This is a genomic window from Chryseobacterium sp. (genome assembly GCF_045629545.1).
Lineage (GTDB): Bacteria > Bacteroidota > Bacteroidia > Flavobacteriales > Weeksellaceae > Chryseobacterium.
Genome location: NZ_JAZQRK010000007.1, coordinates 15,941 through 37,033 on the forward strand (window position 1 = coordinate 15,941; position 21,093 = coordinate 37,033).

20 protein-coding genes are annotated in these 21,093 nt (G+C 33.0%); 13 read left to right on the plus strand and 7 right to left on the minus strand.

Annotation, left to right across the window (positions count from 1 at the left end):
• Positions 1–18 precede the first annotated feature (18 nt).
• Entirely contained in the window at positions 19–204 is a 186-nt protein-coding gene (locus ACKI42_RS01035) for a hypothetical protein (RefSeq protein ID WP_407401547.1), read from the minus strand.
• Positions 205–304: 100 nt separating this feature from the next.
• The gene (locus tag ACKI42_RS01040; RefSeq protein WP_407401549.1) at positions 305–1,264 is read right to left on the minus strand and encodes a PhoH family protein; all 960 of its coding nucleotides are present in this window, start codon (positions 1,262–1,264) and stop codon (positions 305–307) included.
• A 124-nt stretch (positions 1,265–1,388) separates the two neighbouring features.
• Here ACKI42_RS01040 and ACKI42_RS01045 point away from each other — a divergent pair, with 124 nt between their 5' ends.
• The 6 genes from ACKI42_RS01045 to rplI all read left to right on the plus strand — a co-directional run bounded on the left by ACKI42_RS01045 (position 1,389) and on the right by rplI (position 6,548).
• Positions 1,389–2,216, plus strand: coding sequence for an S-adenosyl-l-methionine hydroxide adenosyltransferase family protein (locus ACKI42_RS01045; protein ID WP_407401551.1), 828 nt, complete (start codon positions 1,389–1,391; stop codon positions 2,214–2,216).
• 63 nt (positions 2,217–2,279) lie between these two features.
• The gene (locus tag ACKI42_RS01050; protein ID WP_407401553.1) at positions 2,280–3,584 is read left to right on the plus strand and encodes a dihydrolipoamide acetyltransferase family protein; all 1,305 of its coding nucleotides are present in this window, start codon (positions 2,280–2,282) and stop codon (positions 3,582–3,584) included.
• 156 nt (positions 3,585–3,740) lie between these two features.
• Positions 3,741–5,084 (plus strand): chloride channel protein, encoded by a 1,344-nt coding sequence (locus ACKI42_RS01055; RefSeq protein ID WP_407401555.1) that lies wholly within the window; start codon positions 3,741–3,743, stop codon positions 5,082–5,084.
• Between the two features lie 111 nt (positions 5,085–5,195).
• Positions 5,196–5,537, plus strand: a complete 342-nt coding sequence (gene rpsF, locus ACKI42_RS01060; protein ID WP_407401557.1) for a 30S ribosomal protein S6 — start codon at positions 5,196–5,198, stop codon at positions 5,535–5,537.
• A gap of 34 nt (positions 5,538–5,571) precedes the next feature.
• Positions 5,572–5,874 (plus strand): 30S ribosomal protein S18, encoded by a 303-nt coding sequence (gene rpsR / locus ACKI42_RS01065; protein WP_407401559.1) that lies wholly within the window; start codon positions 5,572–5,574, stop codon positions 5,872–5,874.
• A 152-nt stretch (positions 5,875–6,026) separates the two neighbouring features.
• Positions 6,027–6,548 (plus strand): 50S ribosomal protein L9, encoded by a 522-nt coding sequence (rplI, locus tag ACKI42_RS01070; protein WP_407401561.1) that lies wholly within the window; start codon positions 6,027–6,029, stop codon positions 6,546–6,548.
• Positions 6,549–6,608: 60 nt separating this feature from the next.
• Here rplI and ACKI42_RS01075 read toward each other — a convergent pair whose 3' ends face one another.
• Complete coding sequence (locus ACKI42_RS01075) at positions 6,609–7,412, minus strand: helix-turn-helix domain-containing protein (protein WP_407401563.1); 804 nt, start codon at positions 7,410–7,412, stop codon at positions 6,609–6,611.
• A gap of 138 nt (positions 7,413–7,550) precedes the next feature.
• Between ACKI42_RS01075 and ACKI42_RS01080 the strand changes: the two genes are divergently transcribed.
• The 4 genes from ACKI42_RS01080 to ACKI42_RS01095 all read left to right on the plus strand — a co-directional run bounded on the left by ACKI42_RS01080 (position 7,551) and on the right by ACKI42_RS01095 (position 13,089).
• Positions 7,551–8,888 (plus strand): TolC family protein, encoded by a 1,338-nt coding sequence (locus tag ACKI42_RS01080; protein ID WP_407401565.1) that lies wholly within the window; start codon positions 7,551–7,553, stop codon positions 8,886–8,888.
• 5 nt (positions 8,889–8,893) lie between these two features.
• Positions 8,894–9,946, plus strand: coding sequence for an HlyD family secretion protein (locus ACKI42_RS01085; RefSeq protein ID WP_407401567.1), 1,053 nt, complete (start codon positions 8,894–8,896; stop codon positions 9,944–9,946).
• A gap of 2 nt (positions 9,947–9,948) precedes the next feature.
• Positions 9,949–11,514: a hypothetical protein gene (locus tag ACKI42_RS01090; RefSeq protein ID WP_407401569.1), complete on the plus strand. Its 1,566-nt coding sequence runs from the start codon at positions 9,949–9,951 to the stop codon at positions 11,512–11,514.
• Positions 11,515–11,727: 213 nt separating this feature from the next.
• The gene (locus ACKI42_RS01095) at positions 11,728–13,089 is read left to right on the plus strand and encodes an aldehyde dehydrogenase (protein WP_407401571.1); all 1,362 of its coding nucleotides are present in this window, start codon (positions 11,728–11,730) and stop codon (positions 13,087–13,089) included.
• Between the two features lie 247 nt (positions 13,090–13,336).
• On the opposite strand, the gene ACKI42_RS01100 is transcribed toward ACKI42_RS01095, so the two are convergent.
• A complete protein-coding gene (locus tag ACKI42_RS01100) occupies positions 13,337–13,927 on the minus strand; it encodes a thioredoxin family protein (RefSeq protein WP_407401573.1) in 591 nt (196 codons plus the stop codon).
• Positions 13,928–14,004: 77 nt separating this feature from the next.
• On the opposite strand from ACKI42_RS01100, the gene ACKI42_RS01105 reads away from it, so the two are divergent.
• Genes ACKI42_RS01105 through ACKI42_RS01115 form a run of 3 tightly spaced genes read left to right on the plus strand, consistent with a single transcriptional unit; the run spans position 14,005 to position 16,442 of the window.
• Positions 14,005–14,895 (plus strand): lysophospholipid acyltransferase family protein, encoded by an 891-nt coding sequence (locus tag ACKI42_RS01105; protein ID WP_407401575.1) that lies wholly within the window; start codon positions 14,005–14,007, stop codon positions 14,893–14,895.
• Positions 14,895–15,863 carry a glycosyltransferase family 2 protein gene (locus tag ACKI42_RS01110; RefSeq protein WP_407401577.1) on the plus strand — a complete coding sequence of 323 codons (969 nt, stop codon included), beginning with the start codon at positions 14,895–14,897 and terminating at the stop codon, positions 15,861–15,863. Before ACKI42_RS01105 ends, ACKI42_RS01110 begins: the two co-directional genes overlap by 1 nt.
• A 24-nt stretch (positions 15,864–15,887) precedes the next feature.
• Complete coding sequence (locus tag ACKI42_RS01115) at positions 15,888–16,442, plus strand: 3'-5' exonuclease (RefSeq protein ID WP_407401579.1); 555 nt, start codon at positions 15,888–15,890, stop codon at positions 16,440–16,442.
• Here the strand turns inward: ACKI42_RS01115 and apaG are convergent.
• The 3 genes from apaG to ACKI42_RS01130 form a co-directional block, all read right to left on the minus strand.
• Entirely contained in the window at positions 16,439–16,825 is a 387-nt protein-coding gene (apaG, locus tag ACKI42_RS01120; RefSeq protein ID WP_407401581.1) for a Co2+/Mg2+ efflux protein ApaG, read from the minus strand. The two genes, ACKI42_RS01115 and apaG, sit on opposite strands and share 4 nt — an antisense overlap.
• Before the next feature lie 81 nt (positions 16,826–16,906).
• Positions 16,907–18,157 carry a 2-oxoglutarate dehydrogenase complex dihydrolipoyllysine-residue succinyltransferase gene (gene odhB, locus ACKI42_RS01125; RefSeq protein WP_407401583.1) on the minus strand — a complete coding sequence of 417 codons (1,251 nt, stop codon included), beginning with the start codon at positions 18,155–18,157 and terminating at the stop codon, positions 16,907–16,909.
• 39 nt (positions 18,158–18,196) lie between these two features.
• The gene (locus ACKI42_RS01130; RefSeq protein WP_407401585.1) at positions 18,197–21,013 is read right to left on the minus strand and encodes a 2-oxoglutarate dehydrogenase E1 component; all 2,817 of its coding nucleotides are present in this window, start codon (positions 21,011–21,013) and stop codon (positions 18,197–18,199) included.
• Positions 21,014–21,093: the final 80 nt, after the last annotated feature.

Consider the following 21,093-nt stretch of genomic DNA (forward strand, 5'->3'; position numbering starts at 1 on the left):
GGAAACCAAATTTATCACTCAGTTTTGCTCTACCAATCCACCAATATAGAAGGTGTGCATGGGGTCTTTATTATCATTCTCCTCAGAATCTGTAAATTTGAGGGTAGACATGGAATAACCTGCTTTTGCACCAAATCTTGTCTCTTGTGCCTTTAAACTAATTCCCATCATTGCGATTGCAACAAATAATAATGATTTTTTCATAGTATTACGTTTTTTTAATATAACCGCTTAAAAATATCATATTTTCTAGAATTAGCAAATATTTTTTAATTTTTAATAACAAATATCATCTTCAATTAATTTATGATACCCTAGATCGCTTATCTTCTTCATTATATGCCAATATTATCTTTTTCACCACGGGATGCCTTACAACGTCTTCTTCTGTAAGATATACAAACCCAATTTCGGACACCTCTTTCAGAATTCTCATTGCTTCTTTTAACCCAGAATGTTGTTTTGGAGGCAAATCTATTTGAGTAGGATCCCCAGTGATAATGAATTTAGCGTTCATACCCATTCGGGTTAGAAACATTTTCATCTGTGCGTGGGTTGTATTTTGAGCCTCATCAAGAATAACAAATGCATCATCTAGAGTTCTTCCTCGCATGAAAGCTAGTGGCGCTACCTCGATGATTTTTTTTTCGATAAATCCTTCTAATTTTTCATGAGGAATCATGTCTCGTAGAGCGTCATATAAAGGTTGCAAATAAGGATCTAATTTATCTTTCATATCTCCTGGCAAAAATCCAAGACTTTCTCCTGCTTCTACAGCAGGTCGGGTAAGTACAATTCTTTTTACTTGTTTATCACGTAGAGCTCTAGCTGCTAACGCTACACTGGTATAGGTTTTCCCAGTTCCTGCTGGCCCAATAGCAAATACCATATCCTTTTTATCGCACTCCTTTACCAATTTTTTCAAATTGGTTGTTTTAGCTTTTATAATTTTTCCATTTACCCCTTTTACAATAATATCCTGATCAAAAACCAGTTGTCTTTCATTCTCATCCTTAATGTTTAGGATATTTTCTACATCTTTTAAGCTGATGGCATTGTGTTCTGCTATAAAGGCTACAATTGTATCTAATTTTAGCTTGAGGACATCCAATGCCTCTTGGTTTCCCATAGCAAAAATATAGTGATCTCTACCTGTAATTTTAATGGTAGGAAAAGTAGATTTTATTAAGTTGAAATATTGATTATTAACTCCATAAAAGCTTTTGCTATCAATATTTTCTAGATCATAAGTCAATTCAAACATTTATTTCGGATTTAAGATTTTAAATTTATAGGTTTTTTTTCAAAAAATATCAAATTATGTACTACAATATTTACTCTTTTCTATAATTTTAGATAAATTTGCACCCCCATCAGTATTTATAAAAATGTCAATTATCACCATTACATCAGATTTCGGAAGTTTAGATTATAGAGTGGCCGCTATGAAAGGTAAAATAATGTCTCTAAATCCTGAAGTCAATATCATCGATATTACACACGACATACAAGCTTATAATCTAATACAGACTACCTATATCGTAAAAAATGCCTATAAATACTTTCCCGAAGGGACAATTCATATATTATCAGTGGATAGTTTTTTTCATAAATCTAGGAAAAATCTTCTCTGCAAAATAGACGGATCTTATTTTTTGGCAGCTGACAATGGATTGATTAGTTTACTGTTTTTCGATATAAAACCTGATGTTATCTATGAAATTACCCTCAATAATAGGTTTGATGATATTGTGAATTTTACGTCTACAGATGTATTTGTGCCTGTAGCTGTACACTTGGCTAATGGTGGACTCCCGGAAGTAATCGGTAGAAAGATTGATAATTACAAACAATTATTGTTTCCGAAACCAGTTTATAATGAATCTGAAAGAATGATTATTGGAGAAGTGATGTACATTGATAATTTCGGAAACATTATATCTAATATCAGCAAAGACTTTTTCGAGACTTTAAGCAAAGGCTCTGAACGCTTTACCATCAAATTTAGAAACCTTAGTTTGTCCAAAGTATACTCTAGCCATACAGAATTGGTATCTGATTGGGATAGGGAAACTGAATACCATGGGCAATCTGCTGCTATATTTAATGACAGTCAACAACTAGAGCTTACTATATACAAGGGAAGCAAAAAGAATGGTGCCAAATCCCTTTTCGGACTTAATGTGGGCGAGAATATTTATATAGAATTTTTCTAGCATTATAAATTCCGTAAAAAAACCGATTTTTTTTATATATTTGTCAAAATCTAAAATTAGAAAATGGCAGAATACAAATTATTGCTTCCTTCAATGGGTGAAGGCGTTATGGAAGCTACGATTATCACATGGCTATTCAACGAAGGTGATACCGTAAAAGAAGATGATTCGGTAGTAGAGATCGCTACAGACAAGGTAGACTCTGATGTTCCCACTCCTATCTCGGGAAAAATCATTAAAATATTAAAACAAAAAGACGAGGTTGCGAAAGTAGGTGAAGCCATTGCTATTTTAGAGATTGATGGTGAAGGAGCAAGCGTTTCTACAGCTGAAGAAGCACAAGTAGAAGTGGTATCACCAGATCAAGAAACCATCAATACAATAGAAGCACCACTTAATGGAAGCATTTCTAATGTAGAATTTTCGGGAGATATCTATTTGTCGCCACTTGTAAAATCTATTGCACAACAAGAAAATATTTCTGAAACCGAACTACAAACCATCAAAGGAAGCGGTTTGGAAGGAAGAATTACCAAAGAAGATATATTATCATATGTTTCAACACGTGGTAACCAAGAGCCAGCGCTACAAAAAGTAGCTGAAGCTCCTAAGGCTGCAGTTGCTGCTCCAGCGGTTACGACTCCAATTTCTGTAGCTGCTGGTGACGAAATCATTCCGATGGACAGAATGAGAAAAATCATTGCAGAAAACATGGTGAAGGCAAAACACGTTGCCCCACACGTAACTTCTTTCATAGAAACAGACGTTACCAATGTAGTAAAATGGAGAGCTAAGCACAAAGATATCCTAGAAAAACGTGATGGTGAAAAACTTACGTTTATGCCAATTTTCGTGAAGGCTATTGTAAAAGCAATCCAAGATTTCCCAATGATTAATGTTTCTGTAAATGGTGAGAATATTATCAAGAAGAAAAACATCAATATTGGTATGGCTACCGCTTTACCAGACGGAAACCTTATTGTTCCTGTAATTAAAAATGCAGATCAATTATCTATCTCAGGTTTAGCAAAAGCGATCAATGATTTAGCCTACAGAGCAAGAAACAAAAAACTAAGACCAGAAGATACACAAGGAGCTACCTACACTATCTCTAATGTAGGAAGTTTTGGAAACCTTATGGGGACTCCTATTATTCCTCAGCCTCAGGTTGCTATCTTGGCGATTGGAGCTATCGTGAAGAAGCCAGCAGTTCTAGAAACCAAAGATGGTGATGTAATTGCTATTCGTCAGTTGATGTTCATGTCTCACTCTTATGACCATAGAGTTGTAGATGGTTCTCTTGGAGGAATGTTCTTAAAACATGTACACGATTATCTTCAAAATTGGGATATGAATACTGAGATTTAATTAGTATAAAATTATATTTACACAAAGCCTTCGAATTGATTTCGGAGGCTTTTTTATTGTTTGTGATTTTTTTTATTTTTATGAATTCTAAATTTAATATTATGATTATAGGTTAAATTTTTCAGTTTTAACAAATAATTAAATTAATTTTGAAGGATGCATAAAATTCTTCTCCTTATTCGCAGAAGCCTAAAAAAATCATTTGATAATATTCGGAATGAACGCTTGAAGAATAATCTTCTACAGGCAATACCTTTTTGGATAGGATCTGTGATCACAGGATTTTTTGCTGTTTTCTATGCAAAGGTGTTTGCTTGGGGAGAAATGTTGCTAGAGCTTATCCTTCATTGGCACGCGTGGATGATCTTTATTGTTGCGCCTATTGGTTTTGTACTTTCTTGGTGGTTAGTAAAAAGCTTTGCACCCAATGCCAAAGGAAGCGGAATTCCACAAGTGATGGCTGCTGTAGAGTTGGCAAATCCAAAGGAGCACGATAAGATAAAAAGCTTGTTGAGTATAAAAATTCTTATTATTAAAATTATATCTTCAGTAGTTTTAGTTATTGGAGGTGGTGCTGTGGGTAGAGAAGGCCCAACAATTCAGATCGCAGGATCCATATTCAGAACTGTTAATAATCATTTGCCAGATTGGTGGCCGAAAATTTCAAAGAAAAACATGATTATGACGGGCGCTGCAGCAGGATTAGCAGCCGCTTTCAACACTCCATTAGGTGGAATTGTATTTGCGGTAGAAGAATTGTCCAAAACACATATCAATTACTTCAAAACAGCATTATTTACGGCTGTTATTATCGCTGGACTTACCGCACAGACGTTGGCTGGTTCTTATTTGTATTTAGCTTATCCCAAAACCATGGATGTATCCCTAATGGTAATGTTTCCAATTATTTTGGTAGCAGGTATTTGCGGAATTTTGGCGAGTCAGTTATCTGTAATTATGCTAAAAATAACTGCTTGGAAGAAAAAAGCATTGAAAACTGACCTTTCACATATTATATTTCTCGTTATTTCCGCTCTTATAATTGCATCCATCGCATATTTCATTAGCAAAGAAATTCTGGGTTCTGGTAAAGAATTAATGGAACGTGTTCTATTTTCAGACAATAAGCAAGAAGCGTGGTATATTCCATTTTTAAGAATGTTGGGTCCTGCATTATCATTTACCTCTGGAGGAGCTGGAGGAATTTTCGCTCCTGCACTATCTGCGGGCGCAAGTATTGGTGCAGTTGTTTCTGGAGCTATACAGTTAACATCCAATGAAACCAATGTTGTGATTTTGTGCGGAATGGTAGCGTTTCTTACTGGGATTACAAGAGCGCCTTTTACATCAGCAATTATCGTATTAGAAATGACTGATAGACATTCTTTAATCTTTCATCTTATGCTGGCTGGGATGATCTCCTCTATTATTTCAATTTTGGTAAGTAGGCATTCTTTATATGACGCATTAAAGGTGAATTTCTTGGAAGAAGCACGATAAAAAGAGGATTTATATAAATAAATATGTAAGTATTAATGCAAATTCCTTGGTTATTTTAAATTAAATATCTATTTTTGCACCTCGAAATAATTAACAAATTCATTTAACATTATGAACAATTACGAAACTGTTTTCATTTTAACTCCCGTTCTATCTGATGCTCAGGTGGAGGAAGCAGTGAAAAAATTTGAAGATCTTTTAAAAGAAAAGAACTGTGAAATTGTCACTAGAGAAAATTGGGGACTAAAGAAATTAGCTTATCCTATTCAACTTAAAAAGAATGGATTCTACACTTTAATCGAATTTAAAGGAGAAGGAACTGTTGTTGCAGATTTAGAATTAGCTTTCAAACGTGACGAAAGAGTAATCCGTTACCTTACTACAAAACTAGACAAGCACGCTGTAGAGTATGCTGTAACTAGAAGAGCAAAAATTAAAGCATCAAGAGCTTAATTATTAACCCAACCCCTTTAAAAAAAGACAAGACATGGCAATAGATGATATGGCTAAACAAGCCTCAGCTGGAGGTGAATCTGAAGTAAAATTTCTTACTCCACTTGATATCAACACAAAATCTGAAAAGAAATACTGTAGATTCAAAAAATTCGGAATTAAGCACGTAGATTACAAAGATGCTGATTTCTTATTACAATTTGTAAACGAGCAAGGTAAAATTTTACCAAAAAGATACACAGGTACTTCTCTAAAATACCAAAGAAAAGTTTCTGCAGCGATCAAAAGAGCTAGACATTTGGCAATGATGCCTTACGTAGCGGATCTTTTAAAATAAGAAAAAATAAATAAAAGAAGGGGCTCGCCTCTTCTTTTGTTGCTGAATAAATATATTAATTCTAACTGTTTTTAGACCAGGATCTAAAGAATGCAGAGCAATCTGAAAATCTTATATTTGAAATCTAGAATCGAAACAAGACAACAACAATTATGGAAATTATCCTAAAACAAGACGTAGAAAACTTAGGTTTAGAGTTTGATACAGTAAACGTAAAACCAGGTTATGCAAGAAACTTCTTGTTACCTCAAGGTATTGCACTTCTAGCAACTCCAAAAAACAAAGAGGCATTAGAAGCTACTTTGGAAGCTAGAAAAGAAGAAGAAGCTAAATTAATCGCTACAGCGAACGGTGTAGTAGATCAGTTGAAGAAAACTTCTATCACTATTCCTGCTAAAGTTGGAACTGGTGACAAATTATTCGGATCTATCAACAATGCAGACCTTGCAGCAGCATTAGCTAAAGCAGGTGTTTCTATTGAGAAAAAATACATCAAAATTCCTGGTAATACAATCAAGAGAACTGGTAAAGTTACAGCTATCGTAAGATTACACAGAAATGTAGAATATAACTTCGAATTTGACATTGTTTCTGATGCACCTCCAGTAGTTGCTGCTCCTAAACCTGCTCCTAAAGCAGTTGTAAAAGAAGATGAAACTTCTGAAGAGGCTTAATATCTAGATATTATCGACCTATATATAAATCCACTTCGTAGTAAGTGGATTTTTTTATGTTTATTTTTCATCTTTTATTCTTTTGAAATATTCGGATGGTGCTATACCAATCACTATTTTGAAAATTGCACTGAAGGAAGATAAGCTACTATAGCCTACCATCATAGCAATCTCATAAAGATTGTATTTTTCTTCTAGCATTAACTCTACAGATTTTGTAATCCGTAGCGATCTCAGGAAGCGTACATAGTTCATACCCAAAACTTCTTTAAATCTTCTAGAAAGAGTTCTGGTACTCATACCGAATTCTTTGGCAGTGGAATCAATCGTTAAATTTTTATCTAAATTAGCATGGATAAATTGCGTGATTCTGAGTAAAGTTTCGTCTTTCGGAAATGGATGTTGTACAGGAAAAAGCAAATTTCTATCTCTTTTTGTAGGCAAAATACCTTTTAAGGCTTTAAGAAAATGATAATTAGCTCCATCATCTACTGAAATTTTCCCATTCCAATCTTTTGTATATAATATCATCTCACGCAATAGATTGCTCACAGAATAAATGTTAATTTCTTCAAAAAATGAATTTTCACCATCTTCTTTCTTAAAGTAAAAATTATATAGACTTACTTTTGGACTATTGGAAAAAATGTAATGTGAGGTTCCAGCGGGCATCCACATAAAGCATCGAGCAGGCAGATACCAATGTTGGTATTCTGTAAAAATATGCACAATACCTCCTTCTGCATAGATCAATTGAGAAGAATTATGCTTGTGAATATCTGTTTTTAGATTTCCATTAAAATCATGATAAATAAAAAACTCTGCACTATCCTCTTCAATAGCTTTGTAAAGGCTTTCTTTCATTATATAAAGTTAAAAATTAAAATGTTAAATTGGCGTAAATGAACAAATCTTTTTCTGTTTTCACAAAGCAGCCAAAATGCATCGCATCGTAACTTTGCAACATCAAAATCGATTCATTAAAAAATCATTAAATAATTTATGAATATCATATTTAATGCATGTAGATTAAAATACATCGCATTGGGTTTATTTTTAATAAGCTTACACCTAAAATCTCAAAGTGTAGATTACCAACATCTTAACCTACAACAAGCGATTGAGATAGCAATGTTAAGCAACAAAAACATTAAGATAAGCCATCTAAAGGTTGCCATGTCTGAGACCAAAGAAAAAGATCTGAAACGAGAAAAGCTTCCTAATATTAATTTTCACGCAAGTTACGACCAAGTTACCAATTTATTCCAACACCAAAATGGCGTATTTGCCAAAGCTACAAAATATGATGCCATCAATGCAATGTATGACTTTACAATTTCTGCTTCAATCCCTTTATACATGGGAGGGAAGATCAGAAATAATGAGAAAAAAGCATCTTTAGATACTGAAATTTCTACTCTAACACATCATTTAGATGAAAGAAAACTAAAAATGCAAATTATTACAGCTTTCCTACAAATTCATCATCTGAAAGAACAGCAAAACCTTATTAATGATAAAATAATTGAAGACTCTGCAAACATAAAGCAAACAAAATCTCTAAAAGAAAATGGTGTTGTAACTTATAATGAAGTTTTGAGAACTACTTTGCAATTGTCTAACCATAAGATGAGTTGGACTGAACTTGAGAATGACATCCAAATAGCCGAGCATAAACTAAAAACAATGTTGGCACTTTCTGAGGAGGTAGTATTGCATGTAGATACTAAAGAATTGATCTCTGAAAGCGCAGGAATCCCTGTAATTGATGAATTGATAAAAACCGCATTGCTTCATAATGAGACGGTAGATATCACAAAGAAGAATTTATCAAAGAGAGAATTGGATCTAAAAATAGCGAGAGCTAATTATCTTCCTCAGATTTCGGCACAGGGTGAATACTGGTTAAAATATCCAAACATGATGTTTATTCCTTTTGTGCCTAATGCTTACAGACTTGGGATGATAGGTGTGCAATTAAACTACCCTATTGAAAGTCTTTACAAGAATAAATATAAAATGCATGAAGCCAAAGAAAATATAGAATTGGCAAAACTGGTGATTGAGGAAAATGAAGAAAACGTAATCCATGATGTGTATCAAGCCTACAAAAAATTGGAAGAGACAGAGCAGAAAGTAAAAATTGCAGAAGAAGCCATAATCCAAGCTCAAGAAAATTATAGAATTGTAAAAACAAAATATGCTAATAAGTTGAGTCTACAAACTGAACTTATTGATGCTGATAATACTTATTTGGAAGCAGAATCTAATTTAATATCAGTAAAAATAAATAGACAACTCAAATATTATCAACTACAACATATCATCGGCAACCTTTAATAACCATGTCACAAAAACAAGTAACAAGTAAAGAAAAGACGATCAATAAGACGATTTCTATTATCGCTTATATCCTAATTATTTTGGGAATATTTGCTATGGTTTCGTTTTATCTATTTTCTCGTAAAAATGTGAGTACAAATGATGCTCAGGTAGAACAATATATCACGCCAGTTTCTAGTAAAGTACCTGGATTTATTCGAACTATCAAATTTGAAGAAAATCAATATGTTAAGAAAGGAGATACGCTAGTAATTATCGATAATAGAGAATATGTAAACCAAGTAGATATTGCGAAGGCTAATCTTGATGTAAATGCAGAAAGTATTGCAACCATAGAAAGTAGCGTAAATACAAAACTATCTGATCATAAAATTATTGATGCAAAAATAGCATCTGCAAAGGTGGATGTTTGGCGTGCAGAGCAAGACTATATTCGCTATAAAAACCTTGTAGAAGAAGATGCTGCCACAGTACAACAATATGAAACAATAAAAGCCATATATGAGCAAGAAAAATCAGATTTATTAGCATTACAACAGCAAAAGGAAGTAGTGAATGCCAATGCTACAGAACAAAAAACTAGAGTTGCTCCTGCAAGAAGCCAGGTACAACAAAGTGTCGCTTCTTTAAATAATGCAAAATTATTTTTATCATATACAGTTGTCACTGCACCTTATGATGGCTGGGTAGGAAGAAAAAATATTCAGGAGGGTCAATTGATAAAAGAAGGTCAAGCACTAGTTCAAATTGTAAGCCAAGAAAAATGGATTGTTGCCAATTTCAAAGAAACTCAGATTGGCGAAATTGATCTATCAAAACCTGTTGTAATAAAAGCTGATGCTTATCCAAATATAGAATTTGTAGGTATGGTACAATCTCTATCACCAGCATCTGGATCTAATTTCTCACTTATCAAACCCGACAATGCAACAGGAAATTTCGTTAAAATTGAGCAGCGATTTCCCGTAAAGATATTATTATTATCTTCTAAAGATAATCAAAAACTTCGTTCTGGGATGAATGTCCATGTTTCTACCCATAAAATTAATCAATAAAAATGCACCAAGATAATTCCATATTTTATAAATGGATACCCAAATGGGCAATAGTACCTATACTTGGTGTAGCACTTTTCCCACATTTGATGCTGATGTCTATATTTAGTGCAAATAGTACCTTTACTGCTTCATTCTTGGATATAGACATTGATGATGTACAATACCTGTTCTCAATCATGTATGCTATGTTTGTCTGTGGTACACTTCTATCAGTAAGGTTTTTTCATTTTTTTAATTTGAAAACCTATCTGTTAATAATGACGTCCATTAATATATTGATTTTAATGGCGATGACAATAACTAAGAATTATGAACTCATCATAGTTCTAAGATTTCTTCAGGGTTTATTTGCACTACTAGAAGGTTGTATTCTTATTCCCGTATTACTTTCTAGACTAAAAAGCTTGCATGCAAAGAAAATTGCCTACACTATATTATACGGATATATGCTTACAGGTGCTACTCTCACTACAAGTATTGTAAAAATTGCTATTGATAATTATGATCATAATATGATGCTTCGTATAGTAATGTTCTTCCACGTAGGTTCTCTTATATTATACGTTTCCATATTTAATGGTAATCGGTTTTTTCCTAAAAAACCATTATATCAACTAGGGCTGATAGGGTTTTTACTCTTAGCAGCCGCATGTCTTTCAGGTTCGTTCTTCTTCGTTTATGGGAAAAGATACAATTGGTTTGATTCCGATTATATTGTAATTGCCCTTATTGGTGCTCTAATTTTTAGTGGACTTTTTATCCTACAACAAGCAACTGCTAAAAGGCCTTTATTCCACTTTGAGGTTTTAAAATCTAAGAAAGTGGTAATAGGAATGATTTTATTTTTCATATTTTATTTTACTAAACAAAGTATATCCAATATATACCAGGTAATGGATGTTATATGGAAATGGCCGTGGGAATTTGTATTGCACATGCAATACTGGATTGTGTATGGCTCTGTCATTGGTTTACTTACCTCACTTATGGCTCTTATAAAGGAAGCAAAGTTTAAATATCTTTTTTCTTTAGGGTTTTTATTTCTAGGTATTAGTTTCTATTGGTTTAGTCAACTATTAGTTCCTGATGTGGCACCACACGAAGTTGCACCTGCACTCTTCGTTTTTGGTCTTGCACAAGGTATATTGTTTACACCATTAGTACTTTATATACTGGATTCTATGAATCCCAGCATCATGTCACATGCATTATTAATGGGTGTTACCACAAGATTTTGGTCAATGACTGTTGGATTCACTGTTATGCAAAATTCTATTTGGTTCCTTACTAAAAAACATTTAACAATTATCACCGATGATTTATTAGCTACAAATCCAATATTTTCTATAGAGTGGGACAAAACTTTAGAAGGTAATCTTTCAAATCACCTTAATAACGATGCTATTTCCATTACTGCACAAACTATAGGAAAAAAAATATCTATCCATACAATTTTAATATCCAATATAGAAATTTTTACCATTCTTACTGTAATAACGGTATTGACATCAATTGTAATTTTATTTTATTCCCCTGTAAAAAAACATTTTAAAAAAGAGAATTAGCTTTTAATTTATTGTATTTTTTTTCTTGAAGAGTGCACTTCATTATGAAGTGTGCTTTTTTTGTTAAAAATTACTCTACTAGATTATCAATTTTTTCAATATTTCAATTAATTTACATAGCTCTTAATGTCTTTATAATAGGGCACTTAATAATTCACTAAAATCCATATTTTTTAGTTAAATTAGAAAACAGAACGTACAAATAAAAAAAACATGAAATTTCAAAATATACTCACTTTACAGAACAACTTTTTTCAATCTCAACAAACGAGGGACATTAATTTTCGTATCAGTGCCTTGAAAAAATTGCAGGATGTAATGGCTAGTAATGAAGAATTATTATTTGAAGCTATTGAGAAGGATTTTGGAAAATCTAAGTTTGAGACCTATACTACGGAGATTTCTTTCATAAAAAATGAAATCAATTATTTTATAAAAAATATAAAAAAACTTTCTAAGCCAAAAAGGGTAAGTACCAATTTTGCCAATTGGCCCGCATCAAGTTTTATATATTACGATTCTCTAGGTACTATTCTTGTGATCGGTGCTTGGAACTACCCTATTCAATTATCCATTTTACCAGTTGTAAGTGCTTTAGCAGCAGGAAACACTTGTATTTTGAAACCTAGCGAATTGGCTTTGCATACTTCAAATGCATTAGCAAAAATAATTAATACCAATTTTCCGAAGGAGTATTTACATGTAATAGAAGGCGGAATTGAAGAAACTGGAGAATTATTAAAATTGAATTTCGATAAAATATTTTTCACTGGAAGTCCAAAAATTGGGAAAATTGTTTACGAAGCTGCAGCCAAAAATTTGACACCCGTTACATTAGAATTGGGCGGAAAAAGCCCAGTAATAGTTACATCTACAGCTAATATTAAAGTCGCGGTGAAAAGAATTGCGTGGGGAAAATTTATTAATGCAGGACAAACCTGCGTTGCTCCAGATTATATATTAGTAGATGAAAAAATACAACTTGAATTTTTAGATGCTCTAAAATTACAAATTAAACAATTTTCATATTCCAAAAATGCTGAACATTATACTCGAATTATCAATTTAAAGAATTTTAAAAGACTTACATCTCTATTATCCAATAGTAAAATTTATTATGGTGGCGAGTATGACGAGGAAAATTTATATATCCAACCAACTATTTTATATCCTGTAGATTGGAGTGAAGAAATAATGCAAGATGAAATCTTCGGTCCTTTACTTCCTGTTATCAGTTTTTCCACTCTTGAAGATGCGTTTGCTCAAGTAAAAAATTTTGAAAAGCCATTATCAGCCTATTTATTTTCAACTGATAAAAGTGAGATGGATTATTTTATTGAAAACATTTCTTTTGGGGGAGGTTGCATCAATGATGTTGTGATGCATCTTAGTAATCACCATTTACCATTCGGAGGTGTAGGAAATGCTGGAATAGGAAATTATCATGGTGATTTCGGTTTTAAAAATTTTTCACATGAAAAAGCAATCTTAAAAAAACAAACTTGGGGCGAACCAAATTATAAGTATCCGCCTTACACAGAAAAAAACAAAAACTTGATTAAAAAATTTATTTAAAACAATAACCATTTATATGAGACTTCAAAGGCTGTTGAGAATTTAATATTCTGCACAAATACTCGTCAAAAATAATATAAGCGATTCTCAGCGATTAGAATTTTACCAATTCCACCAAAATTACATCTAATTGAATATCAATGTTTTACTTATTACTTTTAAAATATTTTAATTTTTTATGTTAATTATATGTTAAACCTTAAAAAAAAAGCTTGAATCGCTAACGACTCAAGCTTTTATTATTATTTTATTTTTTCGAAATCCAATCTTCAAAAAATTTCTTAGTCTTTTCCAAGCTATATCCTTTTTCATGTTCCAAAATTGAGCTTTCTTGTACATGTATCATTTCCCCATCCGAATTCAAAATAATAAAAACAGGATATCCCAATTTATCTCCTGGATTTCCATACTTGGCAAAAATTTTTTCATTTTTGTTATCAGGAGAATAATTTAGATGATAATAGACAAAATTTTCATCAACTATTTTTTTCAAATCGGGTGTGGTCTGTACAAACTGATTAAAACGCAAACACCAAATACACCAATTTCCTCCAGCCTGTAATATTATATTTTTACCATCAGCTTTTGCTTTTGCTATACTTTCTAAGATATCTTTTTCTGCATCAGCTTTTGCATTATAAGGTTTTGGAAGTTTGCCATTTTCACTCGCTGCCAATTTTTTTTGTTCCTCCACTTTTGTAGTATCTTTTGCTGTAGAAATAGACGTGTCTAGGTCTATTTTTTTTTTAGTTTGAGATCCGTTTTTACTTTGTGCATCACAAAAGCTTGCAACAAGTACTGATCCTATTAATACTAATTTACTAAATTCCATTTTCATAAATTTTTAAAAAAAATTGATATTTAATCTATACAAAAATGAAACCATAAATTTTTATCCGTAGCTTTGTAACTCCTATGAAATTCTTAATTACATTATTGTACATACTCTCAAAAATACCCTTAAAAATACTATATGTTTTTTCGGATATTATTCAATTTCTTAATTATCTGTTTGTTGGTTATCGCAAAAAAATAATTACACAAAATTTAAAAAATTCTTTCCCAGAAAAAAGCGATAAAGAAATTTCTGAAATTAGAAAAAAGTTTAATTCTAATTTTGCGGATTATTTAGTAGAAACGGTAAAATCTTTTAGCATTTCAGAAACTGAAGCTAAAGTGAGAATGCAACATATCAATCAACATTTATTTACTGAAGCCAAAGAAGAAGGAAAAAATATTATACTGCTGGCGGGTCATGTTTTCAATTGGGAATGGATGAACGCATTGGCCACTTTGGTTCCGCAAGAACATAGCCATCCTGTTTACAGAAAAGTGAATAGTAATTTTTGGGAAGACCAAATGAAAAAAGTTCGCAACAAATTTGGGAACAAAGCGATTGAGGCATCAGAAGTTATAAAGCATATTTTAAAAAATAAAAATGATGGAAATTCTATTTATCTTTTTGTAGCCGATCAAACTCCTCATCATTCTCATGTTAATTATGGCTTAGAATTTTTGCATCAGAAAACTCCAGCATTTATTGGGTATGATAAATTGGCAACTCGTTTAGATTTTACTTTTATTTATTGCGAAATGAAAAAAGTAAAGCGTGGATTTTATCAAATTAATTATATTAAAGTAGAACCTGATGGTGAAAGATTTGTAAATAATGAAGTCGTGAAAAAATTTCATCTTCTACTGGAAAAGACCATTCAGAGGTGGCCAGACAATTATTTGTGGTCTCATAGAAAGTGGAAATATCAGGATTCTATAAAAACATTTGATTCAGAAAAAGTAGTTTTGTAATGTCTAAAAAAGTAGCAATTGCCATACTAAATTGGAACGGAATCTATTGGTTAGAAAAATTTTTGCCTAGTATTCTGAAATATTCGTTTGATGCAGATATTTATGTGATCGATAATGCTTCTACAGATGCATCTGTTGATTTATTAAAATCTAATTTTCCTACTGTAAAAATTATCATTAATGATAAAAATTACGGTTTTGCAGGTGGATATAATGAAGGCCTGAAGAATATTCAGGCAGAATATTATTGTCTATTGAATTCGGATGTAGAAGTAACAGATAACTGGATTCAACCGATTATCAGTCTATTCGAGAAAAATAAAAATATCGCTGCCATCCAGCCTAAAATATTAGCTTACCATAACAAAATACATTTCGAATTTGCAGGTGCAGCAGGGGGAATGATTGATAATTTGGGATATCCTTATTGTAGAGGAAGAGTTTTTGATGATGTAGAAGAAGATAAAGGTCAATATAATGATGAATCTGAAATATTCTGGGCTTCAGGGTGTTGCTTTTTTATCAGGTCTAAAGATTTTTGGGATCAAAATGGATTTGATGCACGTTTTTTTGCACATCAAGAAGAAATAGATTTGTGTTGGCGTCTTAGAAATACTGAAAGAAAGATATTTTACACACATTTATCAACCGTTTATCACGTTGGAGGAGGCACTTTGAATAAGAAAAGCGCTCAGAAAACATTTTTAAATATTAGAAATAACCTTTCTATGATGCTAAAAAATTTACCTTTTCCATCATTGGTTTGGTTGATTTTTTTCAGATTATGTCTAGATGGTGTCGCTGGGATTTTTTTCTGGTATAAATACGACTTCTCGCATCTTTGGGCAGTTATAAGAGGACATTTTGGTTTCTATGCTCAACTTCCTGGAACTTGGAAATTAAGACAAAAGAAACAAGATCAAAAGTTTTATCAGTCTAAATGGTTGATTTTTAAACATTTTCTATAATTCGACCTTTTAATAATTTTTATTATGAATTTTTTCTCTTTAGATTTTGAAACTGCTACTCATGAAAGAAGTTCTGCTTGTGAATTGGGAATATGCCTTGTAGAGGATTCTAAAATTATTTCTACTAAAACGTGGTTGATCAAACCACCTAGTTTTCCCTATTTTAACCAAGGAAATATAGATGTTCATGGTATCTCTCCTCAAGATGTGAAAGATTCTCCAACATTTGATGAAATTTGGCATGAGGTAGAAGATTTAATGTATGGAAACCTCATGATAGCGCACAATGCAAGCTTTGATGCAGGTGTAATGCGTACTTGCTTGGAGTATTATGGCCTATTTTCTCCAAAAATCAACTATTTATGCAGTATACAAGTGGCAAAAAAATCTTGGAATTATCTTCCCAAATATGGTTTGTCACCATTAGCAGAGTACCATAATATCCAGTTTAAACATCATAGAGCTGGTGCAGATGCAGAAGTTTGCGCACAGATTTCATTATTAGGATTTGAAAAATTAATTTTAACCTCTAATGAGGAAGTATTAGAATATTTTTCTAAAGATATAAAGAAGCTTTAGTTCGTTAACACGTCTGCAAATAATGAGAATTTTGGAATTTCAATTTCGAAAAATTCATTTGTATCTTCATTTTTAACTAAATATACTCCGCTCATTGTGCCAAGACCTGATTTTATCATCACATTAGAGTAATAATTGAAACTTGTATCGGGTAGCAATTCTGGGGTAAGACCAATAATACCCTCGCCATCTACTTCTGTAAAACCAAAACCTACATCAAAGATAAGCCATTTCCGTCTCATCACTTTTATGGGAAATCCAGATTCATTATCAATGCTGATATGGTACTTAAAAACATATCTGTTTTCTGCAGGATAACTGTTCACAAGGTCGTATTCTGGAACTACTGAAACCTTAATATTGGATGTAATTTTAGAAAACATTGTTTTTAATTTTAATTACAGTATACAAAAATCTCGCCTTTTTCAAGGCGAGATTTAATATTTTATAAACTTGGGAGATAATTATAATTCTAATCCTCTTCTTTCGTCTCCACCCATTAGTAATTCTACTGGGTTGTCGATAGCTTCTTTTACAGCTACCAAGAATCCTACAGACTCTTTACCATCAATAATTCTGTGGTCATAAGACATTGCAACATACATCATTGGACGAATAACAACTTGTCCGTCTACTGCTACTGGTCTTTGGATAATGTTGTGCATTCCTAAGATAGCAGACTGAGGTGGGTTGATAATTGGTGTAGACAACATAGAACCGAAAGTACCACCATTAGTAATAGTGAAAGTACCACCAGTCATTTCATCCACACTGATTTTTCCGTCTCTAACTTTAATAGCTAGGTCTTTTATAGTTGCTTCAATACCTCTAAAAGACATATTTTCAGCATTTCTCATTACAGGCACCATCAATCCTTTAGGACCAGATACTGCGATTGAAATATCGCAGAAGTCATAATTAATTTTATAATCTCCATCAATAGATGCATTTACATCAGGATACATTTGTAATGCTCTAGTAACTGCTTTCGTGAAGAAAGACATAAAACCAAGGCCTACACCATGTTTAGCTGCAAATTCTTCTTTGTATAGTTTTCTTAATCTAAAAATTTCAGACATATCTACTTCATTAAAAGTAGTCAACATTGCTGTTTCATTTTTAACAGAAACTAATCTTGAAGCGATTTTTCTTCTAAGAACAGACAATTTTGTTGTAGTAGCATTTCTAGAACCTGTAGAATTAATAGCGTTTCCACCCATTGAAGGTACAGCAGCTAACTCAGCGTCCGTTTTAGTAATTCTGCCATCTCTACCAGATCCTGTAACTTGAGAAGCGCTAACTCCTTTTTCGTCTAAGATTTTTTTCGCAGCAGGAGAAGGTGCTCCTGTAGCATAAGTTTGTGGTGCAGGTGCAACAGCTGGTTTTGGTGCTTCTTGCTTAGCAGGTTCTGCAACATTAGAAGCTTCTTCTTTAGGAGCTTCAGCAGCTGGTGTAGCAGCACCATTAGGTTTAGCAGCATCCATATCAATTAGACAAACTACTTGCCCTACTTGTACTACTTCGCCTTCTTCAGCTTTTAGAGTAATTACACCGCTTTGTTCAGCAGGTAATTCGAGGGTTGCTTTGTCTGAATCTACTTCAGCGATAGGTTGATCTTTTTCTACGTAATCACCATCTTTTACTAACCAAGTTGCAATTTCAACTTCTGTAATTGATTCGCCCGGTGAAGGAACTTTCATTTCTAGAATTGACATATTGAGAATTTTTTATTTTAAATTGAGTATAATTATTTATTAAGCGGTAACTGGTCTATTAACAGGAGCATCGTCTCTATCAAAAACTCTATTAATCACTGCGTTCTGATTCTTTTCAAACATCTTATGACTTCCAGGAGCTGGAGCACCGCTTGAAATTGGAGAAATGACTTGGATACCAGTGTCTCTAAAGTTTCTAAGAATGTAAGACCAAGCACCCATGTTTTCAGGTTCTTCCTGAGCCCAGAGGATTGATTTTTTGTTACCATATTTAGCAAAAATATCTTCAATAGCATCATTTTGCAATGGATACAACTGTTCGAATCTTACTAAGGCTACATTATCAGCGTTTAGCTCTTCTTTTTTAGCCAATAATTCAAAGTATAGTTTACCAGAACAAAGAACTAATTTATCTACTTTTTTAGGATCTGCAGTAGGATCGTCTAAGATTGGTTGGAAACTTCCATTAGCAAAATCTTCTAGTGGAGAAACCACTTTTGGATGTCTAAGTAAAGATTTAGGACTCATCACAATCAATGGTTTTCTAAATTTCCATTTCAATTGTCTTCTTAGCAAGTGGAAATAGTTGGCAGGAGAAGTAATATTGGCTACTACCATATTTTCGTTTGCACAAAGCGTAAGGAATCTCTCTAATCTAGCTGATGAATGCTCCGCACCTTGACCTTCTGATCCGTGTGGCAATAACATGATAAGACCATCTTGGATCTTCCATTTTTCCTCAGCTGCTGCTATATATTGATCTACAACAATCTGAGCACCGTTAACGAAATCTCCAAACTGAGCTTCCCAAATCGTTAAAGTATTTGGAGAAGCCATAGCATAACCATAGTCGAATCCTAACACTCCATATTCTGAAAGGTGAGAATTGAATACATCAAATCTGTTTTCCGAAACATGTTTTAATGGGATATATTCTTCTTCAGTATCTTGAGTTTTCACCACAGCATGTCTGTGTGAGAAAGTACCCCTTTCCACATCTTCACCAGAAATTCTTACATTATGTCCTTCAGTAAGCAATGTAGCATAAGCCAACAATTCTCCTAATGCCCAATCTAATGAATTTCCTTCGATTGCTTTGATACGATTTTCAAAAAGTCTTGTAATTTTGTTGATGAAGTTTTTATCACCTGGAAGGGTAGACATTTTAATCGCCAATTCTTTTAATTTAGCAATATCAAATGTAGTGTCCACTGGCAATTGTACAGATCCCTTTTTAGCCAAAGGTAAAGTTGTCCAATCATCTGCCATGAACAAATCCATCACATTTTTTTCAATTTCTTTAGAAGCATCAAAATCTTTATCTAGCAAAGCTTTGAATTCAGTTTCCATTGTTTTAAGAACGTCATCAGATATAATATTTTCTTTGATTAATTTCTCTTTATAAATTTCTCTTGGATTTGGGTGAGAAGAAATTGATTTGTAAAGGCTTGGCTGAGTAAATCTTGGCTCGTCACCTTCATTATGACCATATTTTCTGTAACCTAATAGATCGATATAAACATCCTTACCAAATTTTGCTCTAAAGTCAGCCGCAAAATGGATAGCATGTACTACCGCTTCAGCATCATCTGCATTCACGTGCATTACTGGAGATTCTGTCACTTTAGCAATATCTGTACAGTAAGTAGAAGATCTAGCATCTGTATAGTTTGTTGTAAAAGATACTTGGTTATTCACTACAATATGCACTGTACCACCAGTTTTATATCCTTCGAGTGTCATCATTTGAGCAACCTCGTAGGCAATACCTTGTCCTGCTAGAGCACCATCACCGTGGATTACTATTGGTAGTATTTTTTTAAAATCTCCCTTGAATTTATCATCTACTTTTGCGCGGCAAATACCTTCTACCAAGGCAGCAACAGTTTCTAGGTGAGATGGGTTTGGTGTCAAGTTAATAGAAACTTCTTCACCAGACGCCGTTTTAATTTTTTTTGAAGATCCTAAGTGATATTTTACATCACCAGAAAAAACATCTTCTTCAAACTCTTTTCCTTCAAATTCTGAGAAAATTTGTTTGTAAGATTTACCAAATATATTAGATAAAACGTTTAGTCTACCTCTGTGAGCCATCCCTAGTACGACCTCATCTACACCCAACTGTGATGATCTTGAAATCAATTGGTCTAATGCTGGGATTAAAGTTTCACCTCCTTCTAGAGAGAATCTTTTTTGTCCTACAAATTTTGTGTGTAGATAGTTTTCGAATGCAACAGCTTGATTTAATTTAAGTAGTATCTCAGTTTTTTCGTTAGAATTAAGTATCGCATGGTTACTATTTACTTGTAGCCATTGCTTGATATATTCTTTTTCCTCTACATTGTTAATGTGCATGTACTCTACACCAATTGAATCACAGTAAATAGTTTCAAGGTGCGAGATCAACTCTCTAAGAGTTGCAGGACCTTTCATACCTGTTTCAATAGCGCAGTTGAATTTAGTATCTAAATCTTGCCTATCAAGTCCAAAATTCTCGATATCTAAAGTTGGGGAGTAATGTCTTCTATCACGTACAGGGTTTGTTTTTGTGAAGAGGTGACCTCTCGTTCTGTAAGCTTCAATAAGATTAACTACCTTAAATTCTTTTTTGATATGCTCTGGAACCTCACCGTTAGATGCAGCCTGAGAAATCTGTTGAACTGCTGGAGCAGAACTCACTGAGCTCTGTACATATTGGATGACTTCATCCTCACTGTAGTTCTCTAGAGCAAAATCAAAACCTTGAAAAAAGGCTTTCCATGATGGTTCTAGAGAGTCCGGAAATTTTAAGTATTGTTGGTATAAATCCTCAATTAACTGAGAATGAGCTGCGTTTAGGAATGAAAATCTGTCCATTATTACAGTTTATCTATTATTAAAATATGTTAGTTTAATTAATCATCAAATTTAATAAAAAAAACCGAGCTAAAGCCTTT

Coding starts and splice junctions, on each gene's coding strand:
- rplI (WP_407401561.1), top strand. CDS start 6,027: ATGGAAATTATCCTAAAACAAGACGTAGAAAACTTAGGTTTAGAGTTT.
- ACKI42_RS01055 (WP_407401555.1), top strand. CDS start 3,741: ATGCATAAAATTCTTCTCCTTATTCGCAGAAGCCTAAAAAAATCATTT.
- ACKI42_RS01040 (WP_407401549.1), bottom strand. CDS start 1,264: ATGTTTGAATTGACTTATGATCTAGAAAATATTGATAGCAAAAGCTTT.
- rpsF (WP_407401557.1), top strand. CDS start 5,196: ATGAACAATTACGAAACTGTTTTCATTTTAACTCCCGTTCTATCTGAT.
- odhB (WP_407401583.1), bottom strand. CDS start 18,157: ATGTCAATTCTAGAAATGAAAGTTCCTTCACCGGGCGAATCAATTACA.
- ACKI42_RS01115 (WP_407401579.1), top strand. CDS start 15,888: ATGAATTTTTTCTCTTTAGATTTTGAAACTGCTACTCATGAAAGAAGT.
- ACKI42_RS01095 (WP_407401571.1), top strand. CDS start 11,728: ATGAAATTTCAAAATATACTCACTTTACAGAACAACTTTTTTCAATCT.
- ACKI42_RS01080 (WP_407401565.1), top strand. CDS start 7,551: ATGAATATCATATTTAATGCATGTAGATTAAAATACATCGCATTGGGT.
- ACKI42_RS01110 (WP_407401577.1), top strand. CDS start 14,895: ATGTCTAAAAAAGTAGCAATTGCCATACTAAATTGGAACGGAATCTAT.
- ACKI42_RS01045 (WP_407401551.1), top strand. CDS start 1,389: ATGTCAATTATCACCATTACATCAGATTTCGGAAGTTTAGATTATAGA.
- ACKI42_RS01035 (WP_407401547.1), bottom strand. CDS start 204: ATGAAAAAATCATTATTATTTGTTGCAATCGCAATGATGGGAATTAGT.
- ACKI42_RS01130 (WP_407401585.1), bottom strand. CDS start 21,013: ATGGACAGATTTTCATTCCTAAACGCAGCTCATTCTCAGTTAATTGAG.
- apaG (WP_407401581.1), bottom strand. CDS start 16,825: ATGTTTTCTAAAATTACATCCAATATTAAGGTTTCAGTAGTTCCAGAA.
- ACKI42_RS01100 (WP_407401573.1), bottom strand. CDS start 13,927: ATGAAAATGGAATTTAGTAAATTAGTATTAATAGGATCAGTACTTGTT.
- ACKI42_RS01090 (WP_407401569.1), top strand. CDS start 9,949: ATGCACCAAGATAATTCCATATTTTATAAATGGATACCCAAATGGGCA.
- ACKI42_RS01075 (WP_407401563.1), bottom strand. CDS start 7,412: ATGAAAGAAAGCCTTTACAAAGCTATTGAAGAGGATAGTGCAGAGTTT.
- rpsR (WP_407401559.1), top strand. CDS start 5,572: ATGGCAATAGATGATATGGCTAAACAAGCCTCAGCTGGAGGTGAATCT.
- ACKI42_RS01085 (WP_407401567.1), top strand. CDS start 8,894: ATGTCACAAAAACAAGTAACAAGTAAAGAAAAGACGATCAATAAGACG.
- ACKI42_RS01105 (WP_407401575.1), top strand. CDS start 14,005: ATGAAATTCTTAATTACATTATTGTACATACTCTCAAAAATACCCTTA.
- ACKI42_RS01050 (WP_407401553.1), top strand. CDS start 2,280: ATGGCAGAATACAAATTATTGCTTCCTTCAATGGGTGAAGGCGTTATG.